The sequence below is a fragment of the Flavobacterium agri genome, from assembly GCF_013401995.1.
GTDB classification, from domain to species: Bacteria; Bacteroidota; Bacteroidia; order Flavobacteriales; family Flavobacteriaceae; genus Flavobacterium; species Flavobacterium agri.
The window spans coordinates 755,963-776,371 of the sequence record NZ_JACBJI010000001.1 but is presented as its reverse complement, the minus strand read 5'-3'; the positions used below and the strand labels follow the sequence as shown (position 1 = coordinate 776,371).

Annotated in this window: 14 protein-coding genes; 12 read left to right on the top strand and 2 right to left on the bottom strand. The window is 47.3% G+C overall.

Annotated features, from left to right (window positions below):
* The first annotated feature begins 45 nt into the window (after positions 1-45).
* The 4 genes from HZF10_RS03675 (at position 46) to HZF10_RS03660 (ending at position 7,882) form a co-directional block, all read left to right on the top strand.
* Positions 46-4,500 (top strand): translocation/assembly module TamB domain-containing protein, encoded by a 4,455-nt coding sequence (locus HZF10_RS03675; protein ID WP_176004823.1) that lies wholly within the window; start codon positions 46-48, stop codon positions 4,498-4,500.
* Positions 4,501-4,733: 233 nt separating this feature from the next.
* The gene (pfkA, locus tag HZF10_RS03670) at positions 4,734-5,720 is read left to right on the top strand and encodes a 6-phosphofructokinase (RefSeq protein ID WP_176004822.1); all 987 of its coding nucleotides are present in this window, start codon (positions 4,734-4,736) and stop codon (positions 5,718-5,720) included.
* Positions 5,721-5,810: 90 nt separating this feature from the next.
* A complete protein-coding gene (gap, locus tag HZF10_RS03665) occupies positions 5,811-6,815 on the top strand; it encodes a type I glyceraldehyde-3-phosphate dehydrogenase (RefSeq protein ID WP_176004821.1) in 1,005 nt (334 codons plus the stop codon).
* A gap of 218 nt (positions 6,816-7,033) precedes the next feature.
* Complete coding sequence (locus HZF10_RS03660; RefSeq protein WP_176004820.1) at positions 7,034-7,882, top strand: BadF/BadG/BcrA/BcrD ATPase family protein; 849 nt, start codon at positions 7,034-7,036, stop codon at positions 7,880-7,882.
* Between the two features lie 113 nt (positions 7,883-7,995).
* Here the strand turns inward: HZF10_RS03660 and HZF10_RS03655 are convergent, their stop codons facing one another.
* Both HZF10_RS03655 and HZF10_RS03650 read right to left on the bottom strand, forming a co-directional pair.
* Positions 7,996-8,376, bottom strand: coding sequence for a RidA family protein (locus HZF10_RS03655; RefSeq protein WP_176004819.1), 381 nt, complete (start codon positions 8,374-8,376; stop codon positions 7,996-7,998).
* Positions 8,377-8,450: 74 nt separating this feature from the next.
* Positions 8,451-11,090 (bottom strand): putative LPS assembly protein LptD, encoded by a 2,640-nt coding sequence (locus HZF10_RS03650; protein ID WP_246282460.1) that lies wholly within the window; start codon positions 11,088-11,090, stop codon positions 8,451-8,453.
* A gap of 170 nt (positions 11,091-11,260) precedes the next feature.
* Here HZF10_RS03650 and HZF10_RS03645 point away from each other — a divergent pair, with 170 nt between their 5' ends.
* The 8 genes from HZF10_RS03645 to HZF10_RS03610 all read left to right on the top strand — a co-directional run bounded on the left by HZF10_RS03645 (position 11,261) and on the right by HZF10_RS03610 (position 20,363).
* On the top strand, positions 11,261-12,424 hold the full coding sequence (locus tag HZF10_RS03645; protein ID WP_176004817.1) for an N-acetylmuramoyl-L-alanine amidase family protein: 1,164 nt from the start codon (positions 11,261-11,263) through the stop codon (positions 12,422-12,424).
* 167 nt (positions 12,425-12,591) lie between these two features.
* A complete protein-coding gene (locus HZF10_RS03640) occupies positions 12,592-13,551 on the top strand; it encodes an MlaD family protein (protein ID WP_176004816.1) in 960 nt (319 codons plus the stop codon).
* A gap of 6 nt (positions 13,552-13,557) precedes the next feature.
* Positions 13,558-14,889, top strand: a complete 1,332-nt coding sequence (locus tag HZF10_RS03635) for a 4Fe-4S dicluster domain-containing protein (RefSeq protein ID WP_176004815.1) — start codon at positions 13,558-13,560, stop codon at positions 14,887-14,889.
* A 137-nt stretch (positions 14,890-15,026) separates the two neighbouring features.
* Positions 15,027-15,473, top strand: a complete 447-nt coding sequence (locus HZF10_RS03630; RefSeq protein ID WP_176004814.1) for an LNS2 domain-containing protein — start codon at positions 15,027-15,029, stop codon at positions 15,471-15,473.
* 87 nt (positions 15,474-15,560) lie between these two features.
* Entirely contained in the window at positions 15,561-16,352 is a 792-nt protein-coding gene (locus tag HZF10_RS03625) for a (Fe-S)-binding protein (RefSeq protein WP_176004813.1), read from the top strand.
* Positions 16,349-16,957 (top strand): hypothetical protein, encoded by a 609-nt coding sequence (locus tag HZF10_RS03620; RefSeq protein WP_176004812.1) that lies wholly within the window; start codon positions 16,349-16,351, stop codon positions 16,955-16,957. The genes HZF10_RS03625 and HZF10_RS03620 overlap by 4 nt, the downstream gene beginning before the upstream one ends.
* 13 nt (positions 16,958-16,970) lie before the next feature.
* Positions 16,971-17,453, top strand: a complete 483-nt coding sequence (locus HZF10_RS03615; protein WP_176004811.1) for an ABC transporter ATPase — start codon at positions 16,971-16,973, stop codon at positions 17,451-17,453.
* A gap of 9 nt (positions 17,454-17,462) precedes the next feature.
* Positions 17,463-20,363 (top strand): serine hydrolase domain-containing protein, encoded by a 2,901-nt coding sequence (locus tag HZF10_RS03610; protein ID WP_176004810.1) that lies wholly within the window; start codon positions 17,463-17,465, stop codon positions 20,361-20,363.
* Positions 20,364-20,409: the final 46 nt, after the last annotated feature.

The following is a 20,409-nucleotide window of genomic DNA, read 5'->3' as shown; positions in this document are numbered from 1 at the left end:
AAAATAGCAATCCGGACGGTGATCGCCTTGATCCTGTTTTTGCTTATGACAGGCATCTTACTGTCGCTTCCGCCCGTACAGACCAAACTCGCCCAATACCTTACCGAAAAAATCAACGAAGACTACGGCACGGACATCAAAGTCGACAAAGTGGCCATCAGCATTTTCGGCAGCGTGAAACTCAACACGGTGATGATCCGCGACTACAAAAAAGACACGCTGATTTACGCGAACCGCATACAAACCAATATCTTAAGCTTCAAAAGATTGTACGGAGGCGACCTGCTTTTCGGCGACATCCGCGCAGACGGCATGGTCTTCAACATGAAAACCTACAAAGGCGAGCGCGAGACCAACCTCGACAAATTCCTCAAGCTTTTCGACGAACCCGGAGCAAAACCGTCGGGCAGGAAATTTTTGCTAAAAGCCGATAATCTTTACGTTTCGAACAGCCGTTTCATCCTTCTCGACGAAAACCGGCAAAACCCGAAAGACGCCGATTTCCGCAAGCTCGACGGACGCATCAAAGATTTTATGGTGTACGGGCCCGAAGTCACGATGGACATTCGCGAACTGGCGTTCATGGATTACCGCGGGCTTTATGTGAAGAACCTTACGGCGCTTTTCAAATACAACAAAACCAACATCAGTCTCAAGAATCTCGATGTGAATACCGCGCATTCGTTGATGAAAGGCGATGTGTTGCTAACGTATGTGAAATCTGATTTTTCCGATTTCAACAACAAAGTCAAGTTCGACATCAACGTCAAACAGGCGACTTTGGCCACGAACGACATCTACTATTTCTACAAGGAAATGGGCCGCAACAAGTATTTCAGTCTTACGTCGCATGTGACGGGAACGCTGAATAATCTTTACGCCCAAAACCTCAAACTGAAAGACGAAAAGGGTTCCGAGATCATCGGCGACGTGCGTTTCAAGAACCTTTTCGGGAAAACCGGACAGAATTTCTATATGAACGGCACATTCGATCGCGTGTATTCCGATTATCAGGATCTGGTCGATCTGTTGCCCAACGTATTGGGTAAAAAACTTCCGACGAACCTCAAAAAACTCGGCAAGTTCAACATGTCCGGCAGGGCCGAAATCACCACTTCGTCTATAGATACGGAACTTTCGATGACGACTTCGCTCGGCAACATCAAGACCGAAATCGTGATGACCGACATCGGAAACATCGACAATGCCGAATATACGGGACACATCATACTCGACAATTTCGACATCGGGAATTTCCTCGACAAACGCGATTTGGGAATCGTGAGTCTTGACGTAGACGTAGACGGAAAAGGTTTCAAACAGGAATACATGGACACGTCGTTCTCGGGCGACATCTTCAAGATCCGTTACCGCGACTACGTGTACAGCAACATTTTGGTCAACGGGAATTTCACCAATCCGGTGTTCGAAGGCCAGGTGTTCGTAAACGATCCGAACCTGTTCATGGATTTCGACGGAAAGGTCAACCTCGGCAAAAAAGAGATCGAATACGATTTCCACACCAAGATCGACTATGCGAACCTGGGCAAGATGCGTTGGGTCAAGAACGATTCGATCGCGGTGTTCAAAGGCGACATCAGTACGCAGATTTCGGGAAATTCTATAGACGATCTTCAGGGCAACATCCACATCAACCAAACCTCTTACCAGAACAAGCGCGACATTTATTATTTCGAGGATTTTTCGATAAACGTCTCATTCGACCAAAACCGCGTGCGTACGATAGCGATCAATTCACCCGACATCATAGAAGGCGAGATCGTCGGAAAATACAAATTCGACCAGATGCCGAAAATGATAGAGAACTCGCTCGGAAGCCTGTACGCGAACTACACGCCTTACAAAATCGCGAAAGGACAGTACATGAAGTTCAACTTCGCGATTTACAACAAAGTGCTCGAAATTTTCCTTCCGGGGATAACGATCGGGCCGAATACGCAGGTCGCGGGCAGCATCAATTCCGACAACAACGACTTCAAGTTCAGGTTCGATTCGCCACAGATCGGCGCTTACGAGAATTATTTCGACAACGTGCGCATCCAGGTCGACAACAAGAATCCGTTGTACAACGCTTATGTCGAAATGGACAGTATCCGAACCAAATGGTACAAAATTTCCGATTTCAGCGCGCTCAACGTCACGGCCCGCGACACGCTTTTCGTAAGGACGGAATTCAAAGGCGGACCGAAAGGGCAGGATGCGTTCAACCTGAACCTGTATCACACGCTCGACAAACAGAAAAACGTGATCGTGGGTTTCAACAAATCGGAACTCAAATACAAAGATTACGTGTGGTATCTGAACGAGGATGATCAGGACGGAAACAAAGTCGTCATGGATCGTTCGTTCAAGAATTTCAATTTCGACAATTTCACGCTTTCGCACTACAACGAACGCATGAAGTTCAACGGATTGATCAACGGCAAAAACAAAAAAGACCTCACGTTGAGTTTCGATCATGTCGATCTTTCGAAATTCACGCCCGATTCCCAGAATTTCCGCGTCAAAGGAAGTCTTAACGGAACGGTCAGCCTCAAGCAGGATGGCGAGATTTATCAGCCGATGTCGTCGGTGCGCATAGATAACCTGTTCGTCAACGAAACCGAAATGGGCAATCTCGTGCTCGATGTGGACGGAGACGACAGCTTCCGGAAATTCTACGTGAATTCGGTACTCGAGAACAAGAATTTCGAAGCGTTCCGCGCAGATGGCGAAATCACGGTAAGTGGCGGCCAGACGTTACTTGATGTCGACATGCGTTTCGACAGGTTCAACCTCGCGATGCTCAATGCGTTGCTAAGCGGGGAAGCCATTTCGGATATCAAAGGTTTTGCTTCGGGCAATGCGAGGATCGACGGCGCTTTCAGCGATCCCGACGTGAACGGAAGGTTGTATCTGGACGACGCGTCGCTCAAAGTGCCGTACCTGAATACGCAATACGAAATGGATAAGCGATCGGTAGTCGATGTGACCGAAACCCAATTCCTGATCCGCAATACCGGGATTACCGATACGAAATACAAAACCGTTGGTACGCTCGAAGGCCGCATCGAACACAAGAAATTTGCCGATTGGGAACTCGATCTGAACATCGCTTCACAACGCTTGCTTGCACTCGACACACAGGACAGCGATGACGCGGCGTATTACGGAACGGCGTTCATAAACGGAACGGCTTCTATTTCGGGTCCGACGAACGGCTTGTTCATCAAGGTCGATGCGAAATCGGAACAGGGCACTTCGATCAAAGTACCGATCAACAATACGGAATCGACGGGATCGAGAAGTTACATCCACTTCCTGAGTCCGAAAGAAAAATACAACCTCGAGAAAGGCATCGTAGAACAGGTGCGCAATTACAACGGTTTGGAACTCGAGTTCGACTTCGATATCACGCCTGAAGCCGAAGTGGAAGTCATCATTGACAAAAACAGCGGCCACAGCATCAAAGGCAAAGGCTTCGGATCGTTATTGTTCAAGATCAATACGCTCGGTAAATTCAATATGTGGGGCGATTTCCAGGCATACGAAGGGATTTACAACTTCAAGTACGGCGGCTTGATCGACAAGAAATTCGCGCTCAAGAAAGGCGGCTCGATCACTTGGGAAGGTGACCCTATGCGTGCCGTGCTCAATATGGAAGCCGTATATAAAACGACGGCGAACCCGGCAATTTTGCTCGAGAATCCATCGGTGAACAAAAAAGTTCCGGTAGAAGTCGTGATTGGCGTACGCGGCAACTTGTCGAACCCGGAGCCCGATTTTGCGATCAACTTCCCGACAGTGAGTTCGGTGCTCAAATCGGAAATCCAATACAAACTCGACGATAAGGACACACGCCAAACGCAGGCGTTGTATTTGCTTTCATCGGGTACGTTCCTGAGTCCGGAAGGCGTGAACGAGTCCGATTTTGCGGGCAACCTGTTCGAAACCGCAAGCGGATTGATTGGCGATATTTTCCAGGATCCCGATTCCAACATCAAGGTAGGCGTCGATTTCGTGGCTGCAGACAGACGTCCCGGCACCGAAGCCGACGGTCGTGTCGGTTTTACCGTTTCAACACAGGTTTCAGACCGCATTACGATCAACGGAAAGGTCGGCGTTCCGGTAGGTGGCGTGAACGAATCGGCTATCGTGGGCGATGTGGAAGTGCAATACCGCGTCAACGAAGACGGTACGATGAACCTGCGCGTGTTCAACCGAGAGAACGACATCAACTACATCGGACAAGGAATAGGTTATACGCAAGGCGTCGGTATTACCTATGAGGTCGATTTCGATACGTTCAAGGAACTCATCAATAAGTTGTTCAAGAATACGAAGATCGATCTTGAAAAAGCCGATTCCGAAGTGCCTGATTCGTACATACACGAAGGCATGAATTTTACGCCCGTAAAAGACAAAAAACAAAAGAAACCGACTACTTCAAAACCGAATACGGAAGCAGTTCCGCCACCGTCGCCAGAAGACGGTAATTGATACGATATCTTAGTTTCGTATTTATTCCGACGAAGGAGGAATCTGGGTAGATTAAAGGCTGAGATTCCTCCTCCGTCGGAATCCCAAAAACATCCCTCAAACACTTATTACAAGCGGCTTTCCGAAAACTTATCAACGAAAACGTTTGAAAATATCGCAAATGCTAAAGTAGTAATAATGGTGCCGAAAAAATGGCCCATATTTGCTAAGTTTACATTTTAATACCATAATAAATGTCAAAAACAATAAAAAGGATTGGTGTGCTGACATCGGGTGGGGATTCGCCCGGAATGAACGCTGCCATCCGTTCCGTGGTGCGTACTTGTGCGTATCACAATATTGAATGCGTAGGTATTTACAGAGGTTACCAAGGAATGATTGAAGGCGATTTCAAGGAAATGGGACCGAGAAGCGTCAACAACATCGTCAATAAAGGCGGAACGATCCTCAAATCGGCACGTTCCAAAGATTTCATGACCCCGGAAGGTCGTCAAAAAGCCTTTTCCAATATCCAAAAAGCCGGAATCGATTCACTTGTAGTCATCGGCGGTGACGGAAGTTTTACAGGAGCCGAAGTCTTCAATTCCGAATTCAACATCCCGATCATGGGAATTCCGGGCACTATCGACAACGACATTTATGGTACGAGCTTCACGCTTGGCTACGATACGGCACTCAACACGGTTGTAGAAGTCATCGATAAGATTCGCGACACGGCTTCATCGCACAACCGTCTTTTTTTTGTAGAAGTTATGGGTCGCGACGCCGGTCATATCGCGCTTAACGCCGGAATCGGTGCGGGTGCCGAAGAAATCCTTATTCCCGAAGAAGACCTCGGGCTTGAGCGTCTGCTCGATTCATTGAAGAAAAGTAAAGCGTCGGGCAAATCGTCGAGTATCGTCGTGATTGCCGAAGGCGACAAGATCGGAAAGAATGTTTTCGAACTTAAAGATTACGTAGAAGCGAACCTTCCTGAATACGATGTTCGCGTTTCTGTTCTCGGACACATGCAACGCGGTGGCGCGCCAACCTGTTTCGACCGCGTGCTCGCAAGCCGTCTTGGCGTGAAAGCAGTCGAATCGCTTATTGAAGGCAAATCGAATTTCATGGTCGGGATTTTGGGCGACAAAATTACACTTACGCCGATCGACCAAGCCATCAAAGGACATTCTGAGATTGATCGCGAGCTGCTCAAGGTCGCAGACATCATGTCCACATAACAAAAAAGGTTCAAGATTTGGGTTTCCGCCTGAATTCTGAACCTGATTTTTTTACATGAACTCTATATTAAATCAAATAAAACAAGAAAAATGTCAAAAGTTAAATTAGGAATAAACGGTTTCGGACGCATCGGACGCATCGTGTTCCGCGAAACCTACAACCGCGACAACGTTGAAGTCGTGGCCATCAACGACCTTTTGGACGTAGACCATTTGGCCTATTTGCTTAAATATGATTCCGTACACGGGCGTTTCAACGGAGACGTAGAAGTGAAAGACGGAAAACTATACGTGAACGGAAAGCACATCCGCACGACTGCCGAAAAAGATCCTTCGACTTTGAAGTGGGATGAAGTAGGAGTAGACGTCGTGGCGGAATGTACCGGGATTTTCACCACGATCGAATCGGCACAAGCGCACATCAAAGGAGGAGCAAGAAAAGTAATCATTTCGGCTCCGTCTGCAGACGCACCGATGTTCGTTATGGGCGTCAACCACACCGAAGTGAAAGCTACGGATACCGTAATCTCGAACGCTTCGTGTACGACGAACTGTCTTGCGCCATTGGCAAAAGTCCTCAACGACAACTTCGGTATCGTAGAAGGTTTGATGACGACGGTACACGCATCCACATCTACACAAATGGTAGCCGACGGACCTTCGAGAAAAGACTGGAGAGGCGGACGCGCAGCCAGCGTAAACATCATCCCATCTTCGACCGGAGCTGCAAAAGCGGTCGGAAAAGTGATTCCTTCGCTCAACGGAAAATTGACAGGAATGTCTTTCCGCGTGCCTACCATCGACGTTTCGGTAGTGGATTTGACGGTAAGATTGGAAAAAGAAACGACGTATGAAGAAATCATGGCCGTTTTGAAAAAAGCTTCCGAAACCGACTACAAGAACATTTTGGGCTTTACCGAAGACGACGTGGTTTCACAGGATTTTGTAGGCGATTCACGTACTTCGATCATCGACGCAAAAGCAGGTATCGGATTGAACTCACAGTTCTTCAAGATCGTTTCGTGGTATGACAACGAGTATGGCTATTCTAGCAAATTGATCGACCTTGCCGTGCACACTGCCGGATTGAAATAATTTTTACAAAGGAAAATCCCGTTGGAAACAAGGCGGGATTTTTCTTTTATATTGCATTTTCCGAATTCAGAAGCCAAAGGAAGAACTGCGAACTTTCTCCATCAAAAAGCGGACGTATTTGGGCTTTTTAAACCATTATAACACCCGAGGCGTAGCCGTCCCGAAACATCGGGAGCAAGGAGCGCAGCGGAATAAAACCAAACCATCCAAAGAACCCAATGAAATTATTAGTAGACAGTGGATCGACCAAAGCCGACTGGATCGCGATTGATGATGCGGGCAAGGTGTTGTTCACCACACAATCGCTTGGGGTAAATCCCGAAGTGCTCGGAAAGGACGAGATCGTTTCTCGTTTGGACGACCGTTTCGACATTTCCCACAACAAGAAAAGCGTGACGCATCTGTATTTTTACGGAGCGGGCTGCGGTACGGAGCGCATGAGGAGTTTTCTCGCCGCGATCTTCAGGGATTATTTCCCGAACGCGAACATTTCGGTCAACGAGGATACGTATGCCGCGGTTTACGCGACAACCCCGAAAAACGAGAAGGCCGTGGTCTGCATTTTGGGAACAGGTTCGAACTGCAGTTATTTTGACGGCAAAGAACTTCACCAAAAAGTGCAATCACTCGGATATATCGCGATGGACGACTGTAGCGGAAACCGTTTCGGGCGTGAGTTGATCCGTGCGTATTATTTTAGCAAAATGCCGGCACATCTGGCAACTGAATTCGAAAAAGTACACAATCTCGATCCCGATGTGATCAAGCACAATCTGTACAAAGAACCCAACCCGAACGCGTACTTGGCGACTTTTGCGAAATTCCTGATTCAGCACAAGGACGATGCGTTCTGCAAGAAATTGATTTATGCCGCGATGGAAGATTTCGTCGAATTGTACATCAAACAGTACGACGAACATGCGACAGTTCCGGTGCATTTCATCGGTTCGATCGCGTTCTATTTACGCGAAGAATTGAAAGAAGTTCTCGAGAAGCACAACATCAAGATCGGAAACGTTTTGCGTCGCCCGATTGACGGGTTGATTGCGTATCATTCTTTGAACTAAAAGATTTTAGCCGCGGATTTTACCAGATAAAAAAAGGCGATAACCAATGGTTCGCCTTTTTTTATTTAATGATTTTTATTGAATTCACATCCGCGAATCCGCGACATAAAAATCTATTTTCTGGCAATCATCGAAATCTCGACCGTAACGCCTTTTGGCAAACCGGCCACCTGTACCGTTTCGCGTGCCGGAGCATTCGCTTCGTCGAGATAACTTCCGTAAACGGCGTTGATTTTCGTGAAATCGCCCATGTCCATAATGAAAATGGTGGTTTTGACTACGTGCTCGAATCCCATATCGGCGGCCTCAAGAACCGCTTTGAGGTTTTCCATTACCTGTTTGGTTTCCGATTCTACATTGCCCAAAACCAAATGTCCGGTAGTCGGATCGATCGCAATTTGTCCCGAAGTGTAAAGTGTGTCGCCAAACTGGACGGCTTGGCTGTATGGTCCGATCGGAGCCGGTGCCTTATCGGTGTAAATGATTTTTTTCATGATGCTATGTTGTTGATTGTTTGATTTTCGACTGAAATTTTTTTCAACTGCTTTCCGCAACTGATTCCTGCCGACTAGCGATTCGGCACGCTGCGTTTATCATACTTCACGTCCTGCAATATGCTCGACTTGATACCGATGAAGAAACTCCAATACGTATTCTGTCCGAAAGGTACCCAACTAAAATCCATTTTCCAACTCAACAAGTCGCGCGAAAGACGTATTTGGGTAAACGTAAAGCCTTCCTGTACAAAATCGTAACCCGTAGAGACCCCGACTTTCCACATAGGCGTGATATCGGTATTGGCCGAAACCATGAGCGAGTTGCCCGTAATGTCGCTTTCACGTCTTGAATTCGAATACGTCAGCGAGTAGGCGAGAGTCATGTCCCAAGGAATATCGAGTTTGAACAGGTCTTTGATTTCATTGGTGGCTTCGTCGTCCTTTTGGTCGTCCTGACGTGGATCGCTGGGATCGGTATTCGCGCCGAACAGATCGTCTTCGCGACCACCGTTGCGGACGCCTTGGGAATCCGGGCTTTTCTTTTTGCCTTCCTCTCCGTCGGTACTGGCAAGCGAATAGCCGACGGTAAGGTTCGCGTTGGTCATACGGAACAAGCTTCCGCCGTTGTCGATGTTGAACTTGTTGATTGTCCTTCCTGCATTGTCAAGCGCATAAGGGTTCAAAGTCGCCCCGAAATTGACGTTCATCTTGTCTTTGAACAAAGTCGTTCCGCCCGTAATGCGCAATGGCGACCACTTTAGGGAGTCGGCAGCGATATTATAGGATGTGCTCAAATTGAAGTTGTTGAGCAACATGATTTTTTTCGCTTCTGTTTTCGTCGTATCCCGATCGGTCACTTTGGCTTCGAACGTATTGCTAAGGCTGAACCCGACGCTGTTCGAGACATTTTTTCCCGGAGATCCGAAAATCCCGTTTTCGAAACGCGTGTATTCCTTGACGATGGTTTCGGCCGTGGCCTGAGACGTGTATTTGTCGTAGTATTGGTTAAAGCTCGGCGTGTAGCTGTAAGAAACCGAAGGGCGCATCACGTGACGGATCGCCTGGATTTTCTTATCCTTTCCGAAGTTGAACGTACCATAAATCGTCGTTCCCAACGATGAACCGAAATTGTACGTACGAAATGCATCGAAACCGTTCACGTTATACGTCGTGTCACGCGTCGTCGTAGGATCGTACTCCTTGCGGATCGTCTTGAAATACCAAACCTCGTTATAATTTACAGAGGTCGAGGCACTGAAATAACGGAACAGCTTGAAGTTCGTCGAAAGCGGAATCGTATGCTGGAAACCGGTTTTCGCATCGCGGAACATTTCCGATTTAAAGAACAACGAATCGTAAGTCTGATAGCGGTTTTCGGCCTTCAAACTATATTGGATGTTCATGTTCTTGATAAAGCCTTTCTTCGGGCCGTCTCCGGGAGCGAACGGGAAAATCCTGTCCACGTTCACCTGAAGCGTCGGCAAAGTCATACTGATCGCCTTGCTTTCGGTATTCTGCTGATGGCTTGCCGTAAGCGACATATTGACCTGAGGCACGGTCTGGAATGTCTTCGAATACGAAATCGACGAGCTCAACGTGTTGTTCAGCGACGATCCGACGTTGATCTGGTTGATCGATTGCCTGAAATACTGGCTGCTACCCAAGTTGACCGATGCCGAGAAACGCGAGTTTACGTTTGCTTTCGGATCTTGAGAATGCGACCATTGTATGTTGTAGATACGCTGTTTGGCATAATCGGGATAACCTCTTTCGCCGTTGATGAGATTCTCGAAACGTACATTGAGGTTTCCGCTGAACTGGTAGCGCCACGCATATCGTGACTCAAAGCGCATCGCGTAACTTCCGTTGGTGTAATAATCGCCCAAGACCGCGAGGTCGTAATTGTCGGACAACGCAAAATAATAGCCGATGTTCTGGAGGAAAAAACCACGGTTGTTGCTTTCCCCGTAAGAAGGCAGCAAAATCCCGGATTGCGCCTTATCGGTCATCGGAAAAAACGCGAACGGAAGGAAAATAGGGGTAGGCACGTCCGCAATGACCATGTTCGTGCCACCGACAACGACTTTCTGTCCCGGTACGAATTTGGCGCGTGACGTATAAAAGTAATATTCGGGATTGTCGATGTCTTTCGAAGTCGTGAATCTTGCGCCTTTCATGTAGTAAACCGAGTCGTTCTCGCGCTTAACGATATCAGCTTTTATGTGGAATTCGCTCTGTTCGGTGCGCGAATTCCAGATAAGCGCCTTTTTCGTCTTGGTGTTGAAGCGGATCGAATCGGGCTCGACCACGTTCTGTCCTTGCTTGAAAACAGGGCGTTGCGTCAATTTTCCGGTTGAATCCTTGATGCGGCCCGCATAGATTTCGTCCTTTCCGTAATCGAGCACGATGATGCCCGATTTGAGTTCGATGTCCTGATAATAGACTTCGGCCTCATTAAATAAAGTAAGCTGTTTGGTCTTTTGGTTGAAACGCTCGTAATCCTTGGCTTTTCTCGTAATCTTGCTTTCGAGCAGTGGCTTTTTGGGTTTGAGGCTATCCGGTGCCGAAACCGTTGCAATTTTTAGGCTGTCATCGGCGTTAACAGTAGGAGAAACCGGTTTTTTCGCTTGAGGCTGGTTTTTTGGCGGGATATTTGTCTTGTTGTTTCGGAGTTCCTGGGAGTAGCTTTTTGATGCTCCGACTGTTAGCAAGATTGCTGATAAAACGATATGGAATAAGTTTGCCCGCAACGCTATTAATGCTACTTTTGTAATGATTATGGCTAGATTTCAAGCGCCAAACTTACATATAATTTTCCGTCAAAAATAAATAAATAATGACTTTAGCCTCGCGCATTTCATTAAAATTAACTTTTGCATTTATGGGGATTTCCAACAAGCTGAAACCGTCTGTTTTATTGGTTTTCATCTTCACGTCGATAGGTGTTTTCGCACAAAATCAAAAATTTAAGGTCACGCTCGATGCCGGGCATGGAGGTAAGGATTTCGGAGCGGTCTACAACGGCCACATCGAAAAGAACATCTCGCTTGGCGTCGTCCAGAAAGTAGGCAAGATCCTTGAAAGCACCCCCGGATTCGATGTGGTGTATACCCGTAAATCGGATGTGTTCATCGAACTCGTGGAGCGTGCCAACATCGCCAACCGTGCCGATTCGCACATTTTCGTGTCCATCCACTGCAACGCGAACAAGAATAGCGCGGCCGAAGGCACCGAAACCTACGTGATGGGTATGACCAAGAACGCGTCCAACCTCGAGGCGGCCAAGCGCGAAAACGACGTGATCACGATGGAGAAAGATTACAAACAGAAATATGAAGGTTTCGACCCGCATAACCCGGAAACGATGATAGGTGTAGAGCTCATGCAGGAAGAGTTTCTCGACAACAGCATCTCGCTCGCGAGCAAAATCCAGGATGTGTTCGTAAAATCGCTCGGAAAGAAAAGCCGTGGCGTGAAACAGGCGCCGTATATGGTGTTGCATAAAGCGTATATGCCGCGCGTACTTATAGAAATGGGCTTCATTTCCAATCCTAAAGACGGTTCTTTCCTCGATTCGGAAGACGGACAGGATGAAATGGCACGTGCGATCGCCAATGCCATCATCGGATACAAAAAAGAATATTTCGGAAGCGGCAATTACGATCCGGCAGATGAGCGTCCGTCCCAAAGGATTGTTGAAACCCCGGTTGCGGACACTTCATCCTCGAACACCGTACCCGTTCGCAATAACGTAGAGCCGGTAGTTGTCGACAATTCGGTATCGGGAGTGGTTTTCAAAGTGCAGATTTCGGCCAGCGGCAACAAATTGGCGACGACTCCAAGCAACTTCAAGGGGTTGAGTGGCGTATCGATCATTTCGGACGGCAAGCTCTACAAATATTTTTACGGAGAAACCTCGAACTACGAGAGCGCGCGCCAAAAACTTTCGGAAGCGAAAACAAAAGGATTCCCGTCGGCCTATATCGTGGCTTTTCGCGACGGACAACGTGTGAGCCTTGACGAAGCCCTTAAAAACCGCCGTTGATAAGATAATAGATGAAAGACGGATAGATAATAGAGTGTCCGAAATGTGAAACAAGATTTTATTTACTTTAGAGTGTCTATTATCTATCGGTCTATTATCTCTAAGTTCAAAAAAAGCCACCCATTTTCAGGGATAATTGTCTTACTTTTGTTCAAAACAGCAAAGCTTTGAAAATTACAAGGGAAATCAAGACTGCCATTCTGGTAATCGCTTCTATTTTATTGTTTATTTGGGGATACAGCTTCTTGAAAGGTACCGATATCCTGAATTCCAACAAGGTATTTTACGTTCAGTATGACAATGTCGAAGGTTTGATGCAATCGGCTCCGGTTACGATTAACGGGATGGTCGTGGGCAAGGTGACCAAAATCAGGCTACACCCGAAAACCAACAAGCCTGTCGTGGAATTCCAAATCACCAACGAAGAAGTCGAAATCGCCAAATCGAGCCAGATCAACCTGTACGAACCAGGGCTTATCGCGGGTAAGCAAATCCAGATCATCCCTAATCTTACCGATACGAACTTCGCGGTCTCGGGCGATACGCTCACGGGCGGAAGCGTTCCGGGATTGACGGCTTTGGTCGGCGACAAACTGTCTCCGATTACGGCCAAACTCGACAAAGTGCTTTTGGGATTGGACGGCACGATTACGAGCATCAACAACATCCTCGACAAGAAAAGTCAGGAAAACCTCAAGAATACGATCGCCGAGCTCAACGCGACGATGGCGCAATTCCACAAGGCATCGAACAGCCTCAACGGCATTCTCGACAACAACAAAGGCAAGATCGACAACGTCGTGAGCAATTTCGAGAAGGTCTCTTCCGATTTCAACAAAATATCTTCCGATCTTGAAAAAGCGGAACTTGACAAAGCCGTCGAAAGTCTCAAGACAACACTTACCAAAGTAGACAACCTGATGGCGCAGATCGATTCAGGAAAAGGTACGATGGGTAAATTGATCAAAGACGACGCGCTTTACGACAACCTCGCCAAGACGTCGCGCGAGCTCGAATTGCTGCTTCAGGACGTAAGGCTGAATCCGACACGCTATATAAATGTCTCGCTTTTCGGAAAGAAGAACAAGCCGTATGTGGCGCCTACCGAAGAAACTCCACCAAAATAAACACCGATGAATTACCTTGACAACATATTCTTTGCCGTAATCCTGGCTTTAGGAGTCGGTTTTTTTGCGATGAACGTGAAGAAGCTGATCCGCAACATCAAGCTGGGCCGCGACATCGACCGTTCCGACAATCCAGGCGAGCGTTGGACGAATATGGCCATGATAGCGCTTGGCCAGAAGAAGATGGTAAAACGTCCGGTTTCGGGAATCCTGCACATCTTGGTGTATGTGGGATTCGTAATCATCAATATCGAAGTGCTCGAAATCGTGATCGACGGGCTTTTCGGGACACACCGCATATTTTCGTTCCTCGGAGGATTCTACAGCTTCCTGATCGGTTCGTTCGAGATTTTGGCCGTATTGGTCTTATTCGCGGTCATTGCGTTTTTGATCAGAAGGAACATTATCAAAATCAAGCGTTTTATCCATTCCGACCTAAAGGGTTGGCCGAAGAGCGATGCCAATTACATCCTGTATTTTGAAGTCGTGCTCATGACGCTTTTCTTGTTGATGAACGCAACCGATTTCCAACTTCAGTACAGGAATTTCCCTCATTATATACAAGCAGGTGCGTTTCCTGTGAGTGCTGTGGTTTCGCCGATATTCGACGGGATGGCCGACAATTCGGTTTGGGTGATCGAAAGAACGTGCTGGTGGCTTCACATCGCAGGCATTCTCGTATTCTTGAATTACCTGTATTTCTCGAAACACCTGCATATCCTTTTGGCGTTCCCGAATACGTATTATGCCGATTTGAACGCGAAAGGGAAATTCAACAATCTCGACTCGGTAACGGCCGAAGTGAAATTGATGATGGATCCGAATGCCGACCCGTTCGCGGCTCCGGCCAATGCCGACCCGAATGCCGTTCCCGAAAAATTCGGAGCTCAGGACGTGCAGGATTTGAATTGGGTGCAATTGCTCAACGCTTACACGTGTACCGAATGCGGACGTTGCACTTCTTCGTGTCCGGCGAACATTACAGGCAAGAAACTGTCTCCGCGTAAGATCATGATGGATACGCGTGACCGTCTCGAAGAAGTCGGCAAGAATATAGATGCGAACAAAGGTACGTTCGTGCCCGATAACAAAACGTTGCTCAACGACTACATCACACCAGAGGAATTGTGGGCGTGTACGACTTGCAACGCTTGCGTAGAGGAATGTCCGGTGAACATCAGCCCGCTGTCGATCATCATGGACATGAGACGTTTCCTTGTGATGGAGCAAAGCGCCGCGCCACAATCGTTGAACGCGATGATGAGCAATGTAGAGAACAACGCCGCGCCTTGGCCGTATAACCAACAGGATCGATTGAACTGGAAGAATGAGAATTAATGGCAGTAACAGAAGCTTTGGCAGATGCGAGTCATGAATCAGTAACATAAATCAAAAAAGCTAAAAATATTCTTATAGGTGAGGTTAAGGATGTTTTTAATCAATTCGAAAAATCAAATTAATTAAAGACAGACAAAATGAAAACGGAAGAAATTGAGGACAACCTCCAGCCCGCGACCGAAAACGGCAAGCACATCAGCCCGGTTTTGCCAGCGGAGATCAAAAATTACCTGATCGACATAGACGGTACGATTTGCGACGACATCCCGAACGAAGAACCTGAAAGGATGGCCACGGCCGAATTGTATCCCGATGCGTTGGTCACGTTGAACAAGTGGTACGACGAAGGTCACGTGATTTTCTTCTTCACCTCGCGCACCGAAGCGCACCGTCAGGTTACCGAAGAATGGCTTAACAAGCACGGTTTCAGGTATCACGGCATCGTTTTCGGAAAACCGAGAGGAGGCAATTATCATTGGATCGACAACCATTTGGTCAAAGCGACGCGTTACCGCGGAAAATTCACCGATCTGATCGAAAAGGAAGTCACGATCCAGGTTTTCGACGACGGAAAACACGAATAAGAAGATTGACAGATTTAGAGATTGACAGATTTACAGAGGTCTGACAATCTGAAGATCTGAAAATCTGAAAATCTAAAAAATAAAAGAATGTCAGAAGAACTCAAAGTCCCCACAATGGCCGATTTCATGGCCCAAGGAAAATCGCCCGAAGTATTGTTCTGGGTCGGTTGTTCCGGAAGTTTCGACGATAGGGCCAAAAAAATCACAAAGGCTTTCGTGCGTCTGCTCAATCGCGCAGGTGTCGAATTCGCCGTGTTGGGAACCGAGGAAAGCTGTACGGGCGATCCCGCGAAAAGAGCAGGGAACGAGTTCCTGTTCCAGATGCAGGCCATGATGAACATCGAGCTTTTGAACGCTTACGAGGTCAAGAAAATCGTGACGGCGTGTCCGCATTGTTTCAATACGATCAAGAACGAATATCCGGGATTGGGCGGAAGTTACGAAGTCGTGCACCATACGCAATTCCTCAAATCGCTCCTAGACGACGGACGATTGACGATTGAAGGCGGCACGTTCAAAGGAAAGAAAATCGTATTTCACGATCCTTGTTATTTGGGACGCGCGAACAACATTTACGAAGCGCCGCGTGAGCTTATCCAGAAACTCGATGCCGAGCTTGTCGAAATGAAGCGTTCGCGTACCAACGGTTTGTGTTGTGGAGCCGGCGGAGCGCAAATGTTCAAGGACGCCGAACCGGGAGACAAGGAAATCAATATCGAACGTTCCGAAGAAGCTTTGGATACAGGCTCGAAAATCATTGCGGCGGCCTGCCCGTTCTGTAATACCATGCTTACCGACGGCGTGAAGAACAAAGAAAAAGAAGCCGAAGTCAAAGTATTGGATGTGGCCGAATTGATCGCAAACGCTCACGATCTATGAAGAAATTGATCGTAGTCGCTGTTTTATTTGCCGGTAATTTCATGTTCAGCCAGAAAGACGCCTTGCTGCAAAAAGTTGCAGAAGAAACCTGTAAATGCATAGAGGATAAGAAGTTGGACATGTCCGGTGATTTCGAAAACCTCAAAGGGCAATTCGGATTGTGCATGATCCAAAGCTATACGGCAAATTCAAAAGCCATGGGTGGCGAAGAGTTGGAATTTGACGATTCCGCATCCATAGAGAAGTTAGGGTCCGAGATAGGTGTCAAAATGCTCAATATCTGCCCGGATTATATTCTCGCTTTGGGCAAACATGCGATAAAAGAAAAGCAAGAGGCGGCCGCAGAAGAAACCGTGTTGGCCAGTGTGACGGGCAAGATTTTGGAAATCAAGACCGAACAGTTCGTCAGTATACAAGTGAAAGACGAAAACGGCCGTACACATACGATGCTGTTCCTCGATTATTTCGATTCGGCTTCGTTGTTTACCGAAGGCAACCTCAAAAAAGGAGATAAAGCGAAAGTTTCGTACAACGAAATCGAATTGTACGATCCTAAAATGAAGGAATTCCGTTATTACAAAGTCATCGCCGGACTGACAAAATGAACCGGCACACCCTATGTACGTACCATTTGACACATTACCCGAAGATTCGCGCATCTGGATCTACCAATCCAACCGCAAATTTTCGGATGAAGAAATAGCCGAAATCGACAAAGAGCTACAATCTTTCGTCGAAAATTGGGCCGCTCACGGCAGCGGGCTCGAGGCGTCCTACCAATTGAAATACAACCGTTTCATCATCCTGGCCATCAATCAGGAAACCCAAGCGGCTACTGGTTGTTCGATAGATGCTTCTGTACATTTCATCCAACAGATCGAGAAGAAATATGCAGTCGATCTGCTCGACAAAATGAACGTGACGTTCCGCAACGGCGAGCACATCGCACATAAAACCCTTATGGATTTCAAGAAAATGGCTAAAGAAAAAGCCGTGACCGGAAACACGATCGTATTCAACAATCTCGTGAACACGATTGGGGAATGGAATGAATTTTGGGAAGTTCCCGCAAACGAAAGCTGGCATTCCCGCTTTTTTTAAAAGATCGTCATGCGCATTTCCTTTTTTGCTTTTATCGTATGTTTCCAGTTCGCTTCGGCTCAGTTCGCTAAGACGCCGATCCAGCGCGTACGCGAAGACGTGTGGGTCGACAGCATCTACAAAAGCATGACGATAGACGAAAAGATCGGTCAGCTTTTCATGGTTTCGGCTTATTCGAACAAGGACACGGCCCACGTCAATTCGATTTCGCGACTGATCAAAAACCAGCATATCGGAGGCGTGATTTTCTTTCAGGGCGGACCGGGAAGGCAAGCCAACCTTACGAACCGCTACCAATCCGAATCCAAAATCCCGCTTTTCGTCGGGATCGATGCCGAATGGGGACTTTCGATGCGACTCGATTCTGTCGCGAGATTCCCTTGGAACATGACTTTGGGCGCCGTGCAAGACATCGGATTGATAGAAAAAGTCGGCGAATCTTACGGCAGACAAGCGCGAAGGATGGGCATCCATTTCAATTTCGCTCCCGTAGTCGACATCAACACCAATCCGAAAAACCCTATTATCGGGACGCGTTCTTTCGGCGAGGACAAAGTCAACGTGACCGAACGAGCGTCCGCTTTGATGAAAGGCATCCAACGCTACGGAGTACTCGCCACAGGCAAGCATTTTCCGGGTCATGGCGATACCGAAACCGATTCGCATTATTCGCTTCCGACGTTGAATTTTACGAAAGAAAGGCTTGATAACATCGAACTTTATCCTTACAAAAGGCTTATAGGCGAAGGATTGTCGTCGGTCATGGTCGCTCACCTGAACATTCCGGTTCTGGAAACGCGCGAGAATTATCCGTCTTCGATCTCGTATGCCGTGGTCACGCAGCTTTTGCAGAAAGAACTCGGGTTTAACGGTTTGATTTTCACCGATGCGCTCAATATGAAAGGAGCATCGAATTTCAAATCGCCCGGAGACATCGATCTAGAGGCATTTTTAGCCGGAAACGACATGTTGCTTTGCCCAGAAAACGTTCCGAAAGCGCTTGACAAGATCTGTGTCGCAATCCAGGATACTATTTTGACCGAAGAACGCCTCGAGTTTTCCGTCAAGAAAATCCTGAGATACAAATACAAGGTTGGATTGGACATGTACATGCCTGTCGATACGAAAAACGTGTACGAAGGGGTGAATACCAAAGAAGACGCGGCTTTGCAGTACACGTTGTACGAAAATGCGATAACCGTACTCAAAAACGAAGAGCAGACGCTTCCGATCAGGAATCTGGCGTCTGAAAAAATCGCTTACGTTAAACTTGGGGACGACAACAATCTTGCGTTCGTTTCCACGCTCAAAAAATATACGGAAGTCACCGAAGTCGCCGACGACAGCATCCATCTGTTGCTCGAAAAACTGAAGCCGTTTTCGAAAGTAATCGTCGGTTACCACAAAAGCGACGGCGCGTGGAAAAACCACGATTTCAAACCCGAGGAGTTGGCTAAACTCGATTCGATAACCAAATACAATAAGGTCATCCTCGATATTTTCGCCAAGCCGTATGCGCTTTTGCCGGTTACCGACTTCTCGAAATTCAAAGGATTGGTGGTTTCTTACCAAAACAGCGAAGTAGCACAGATCGTTTCGGCGGAATTGTTGTTCGGAGCGATTTCGGCCAAAGGCAAACTTCCGGTTTCCATAGGCACGAATTTCGGCGTTGGGGCCGGACTTTCTACCGAAAAACTCGATGTACTTGGTTTTACCGCTCCCGAAAATGTCGGGATGAGTTCGGCCAGATTGAGCAATATCGACATGCTAGCGTATAAAGCGATCAATGGCAAAATGGCGCCCGGAATTCAGGTTTTGGTGGCCAGAAAAGGAAAAGTCGTGTATCAAAAATCATTCGGGTATCACACGTACGAAGGCATGATGAAGGTGATGAATTCCGATATTTATGACATCGCATCGCTTACCAAGATCGTTTCCACATTACCAAATGTGATGCAACAATACGATCAAGGGAAAATCACTTTAGACAGTAAGCTCGGCGATTTGCTTCCGATTTTTCATCATTCCGACAAAAAGAACATCCGCATCAAGGAACTGTTGTCGCATTACGCGCGGCTTCAGGCTTGGGAGCCGTTCTACAAAGCGACGCTCGACAGTACCAAACATCCCGACGACCGTTATTACCGCAAGATGTACGATCCGATGTTTTCGAAACAAGTGGCCGAAAACCTGTACATCCGAAACGATTACCACGATTCGATCATGAAGTTCATCGCCAACAGTAAACTGCTTCCGAAAAAGGAATACAAGTACAGCGATTTTGCTTTCATCATCATGAAAGAATACCTCGAGAAAGCCACAAAGCAAACGCTGGATTCGTTGAGCGCGAATCGTATTTTCAAGCCCTTGGGAATGGATCATACATTGTACAATCCGTTGCGCAAGTTCGATATGAGCGTGATTCCGCCGACAGAAGACGACAAATATTTTAGATATCAGATTGTCCAGGGTTACGTGCACGACATGGAAGCAGCCATGGAAGGCGGTGTCGCGGGCCACGCGGGAATTTTCTCGAACGCCATGGACGTGGCCAAAATCATGCAGATGTATTTGTGGAAAGGCCATTACGCCGGACACCAATTTTTCACGCCAAAAACGTTCGACGATTTCAACACGACGTATTTCATCAAGGACGGCAACCGTCGCGGAATCGGTTTCGACAAGCCGCAACTTCCGGGACAGGCAGGACCGACGTGCAATTGTGTCTCGATGAAAAGCTTCGGCCACACCGGATTCACGGGAACGATGGCTTGGGCCGATCCTGAAACCGAGACGATCTTCATTTTCCTTTCGAACCGCACTTTCCCTGATAGCACCGTAAATACGCTTTCTAAAGAGAACATCCGCGAGGATATGCAGAAAGTGATTCAGGAAGCTATTTTAAAATAGACTCGGAAATCTTAAAAAAGCAGTATATTTCGTGTCAAACAACCAA

Excerpts from the sequence above, each read along its gene's own strand:
- HZF10_RS03675 (WP_176004823.1), top strand. The coding sequence starts at position 46 with ATGACAGGCATCTTACTGTCGCTTCCGCCCGTACAGACCAAACTCGCC.
- pfkA (WP_176004822.1), top strand. The coding sequence starts at position 4,734 with ATGTCAAAAACAATAAAAAGGATTGGTGTGCTGACATCGGGTGGGGAT.
- gap (WP_176004821.1), top strand. The coding sequence starts at position 5,811 with ATGTCAAAAGTTAAATTAGGAATAAACGGTTTCGGACGCATCGGACGC.
- HZF10_RS03660 (WP_176004820.1), top strand. The coding sequence starts at position 7,034 with ATGAAATTATTAGTAGACAGTGGATCGACCAAAGCCGACTGGATCGCG.
- HZF10_RS03655 (WP_176004819.1), bottom strand. The coding sequence starts at position 8,376 with ATGAAAAAAATCATTTACACCGATAAGGCACCGGCTCCGATCGGACCA.
- HZF10_RS03645 (WP_176004817.1), top strand. The coding sequence starts at position 11,261 with ATGGGGATTTCCAACAAGCTGAAACCGTCTGTTTTATTGGTTTTCATC.
- HZF10_RS03635 (WP_176004815.1), top strand. The coding sequence starts at position 13,558 with ATGAATTACCTTGACAACATATTCTTTGCCGTAATCCTGGCTTTAGGA.
- HZF10_RS03630 (WP_176004814.1), top strand. The coding sequence starts at position 15,027 with ATGAAAACGGAAGAAATTGAGGACAACCTCCAGCCCGCGACCGAAAAC.
- HZF10_RS03625 (WP_176004813.1), top strand. The coding sequence starts at position 15,561 with ATGTCAGAAGAACTCAAAGTCCCCACAATGGCCGATTTCATGGCCCAA.
- HZF10_RS03620 (WP_176004812.1), top strand. The coding sequence starts at position 16,349 with ATGAAGAAATTGATCGTAGTCGCTGTTTTATTTGCCGGTAATTTCATG.
- HZF10_RS03615 (WP_176004811.1), top strand. The coding sequence starts at position 16,971 with ATGTACGTACCATTTGACACATTACCCGAAGATTCGCGCATCTGGATC.
- HZF10_RS03610 (WP_176004810.1), top strand. The coding sequence starts at position 17,463 with ATGCGCATTTCCTTTTTTGCTTTTATCGTATGTTTCCAGTTCGCTTCG.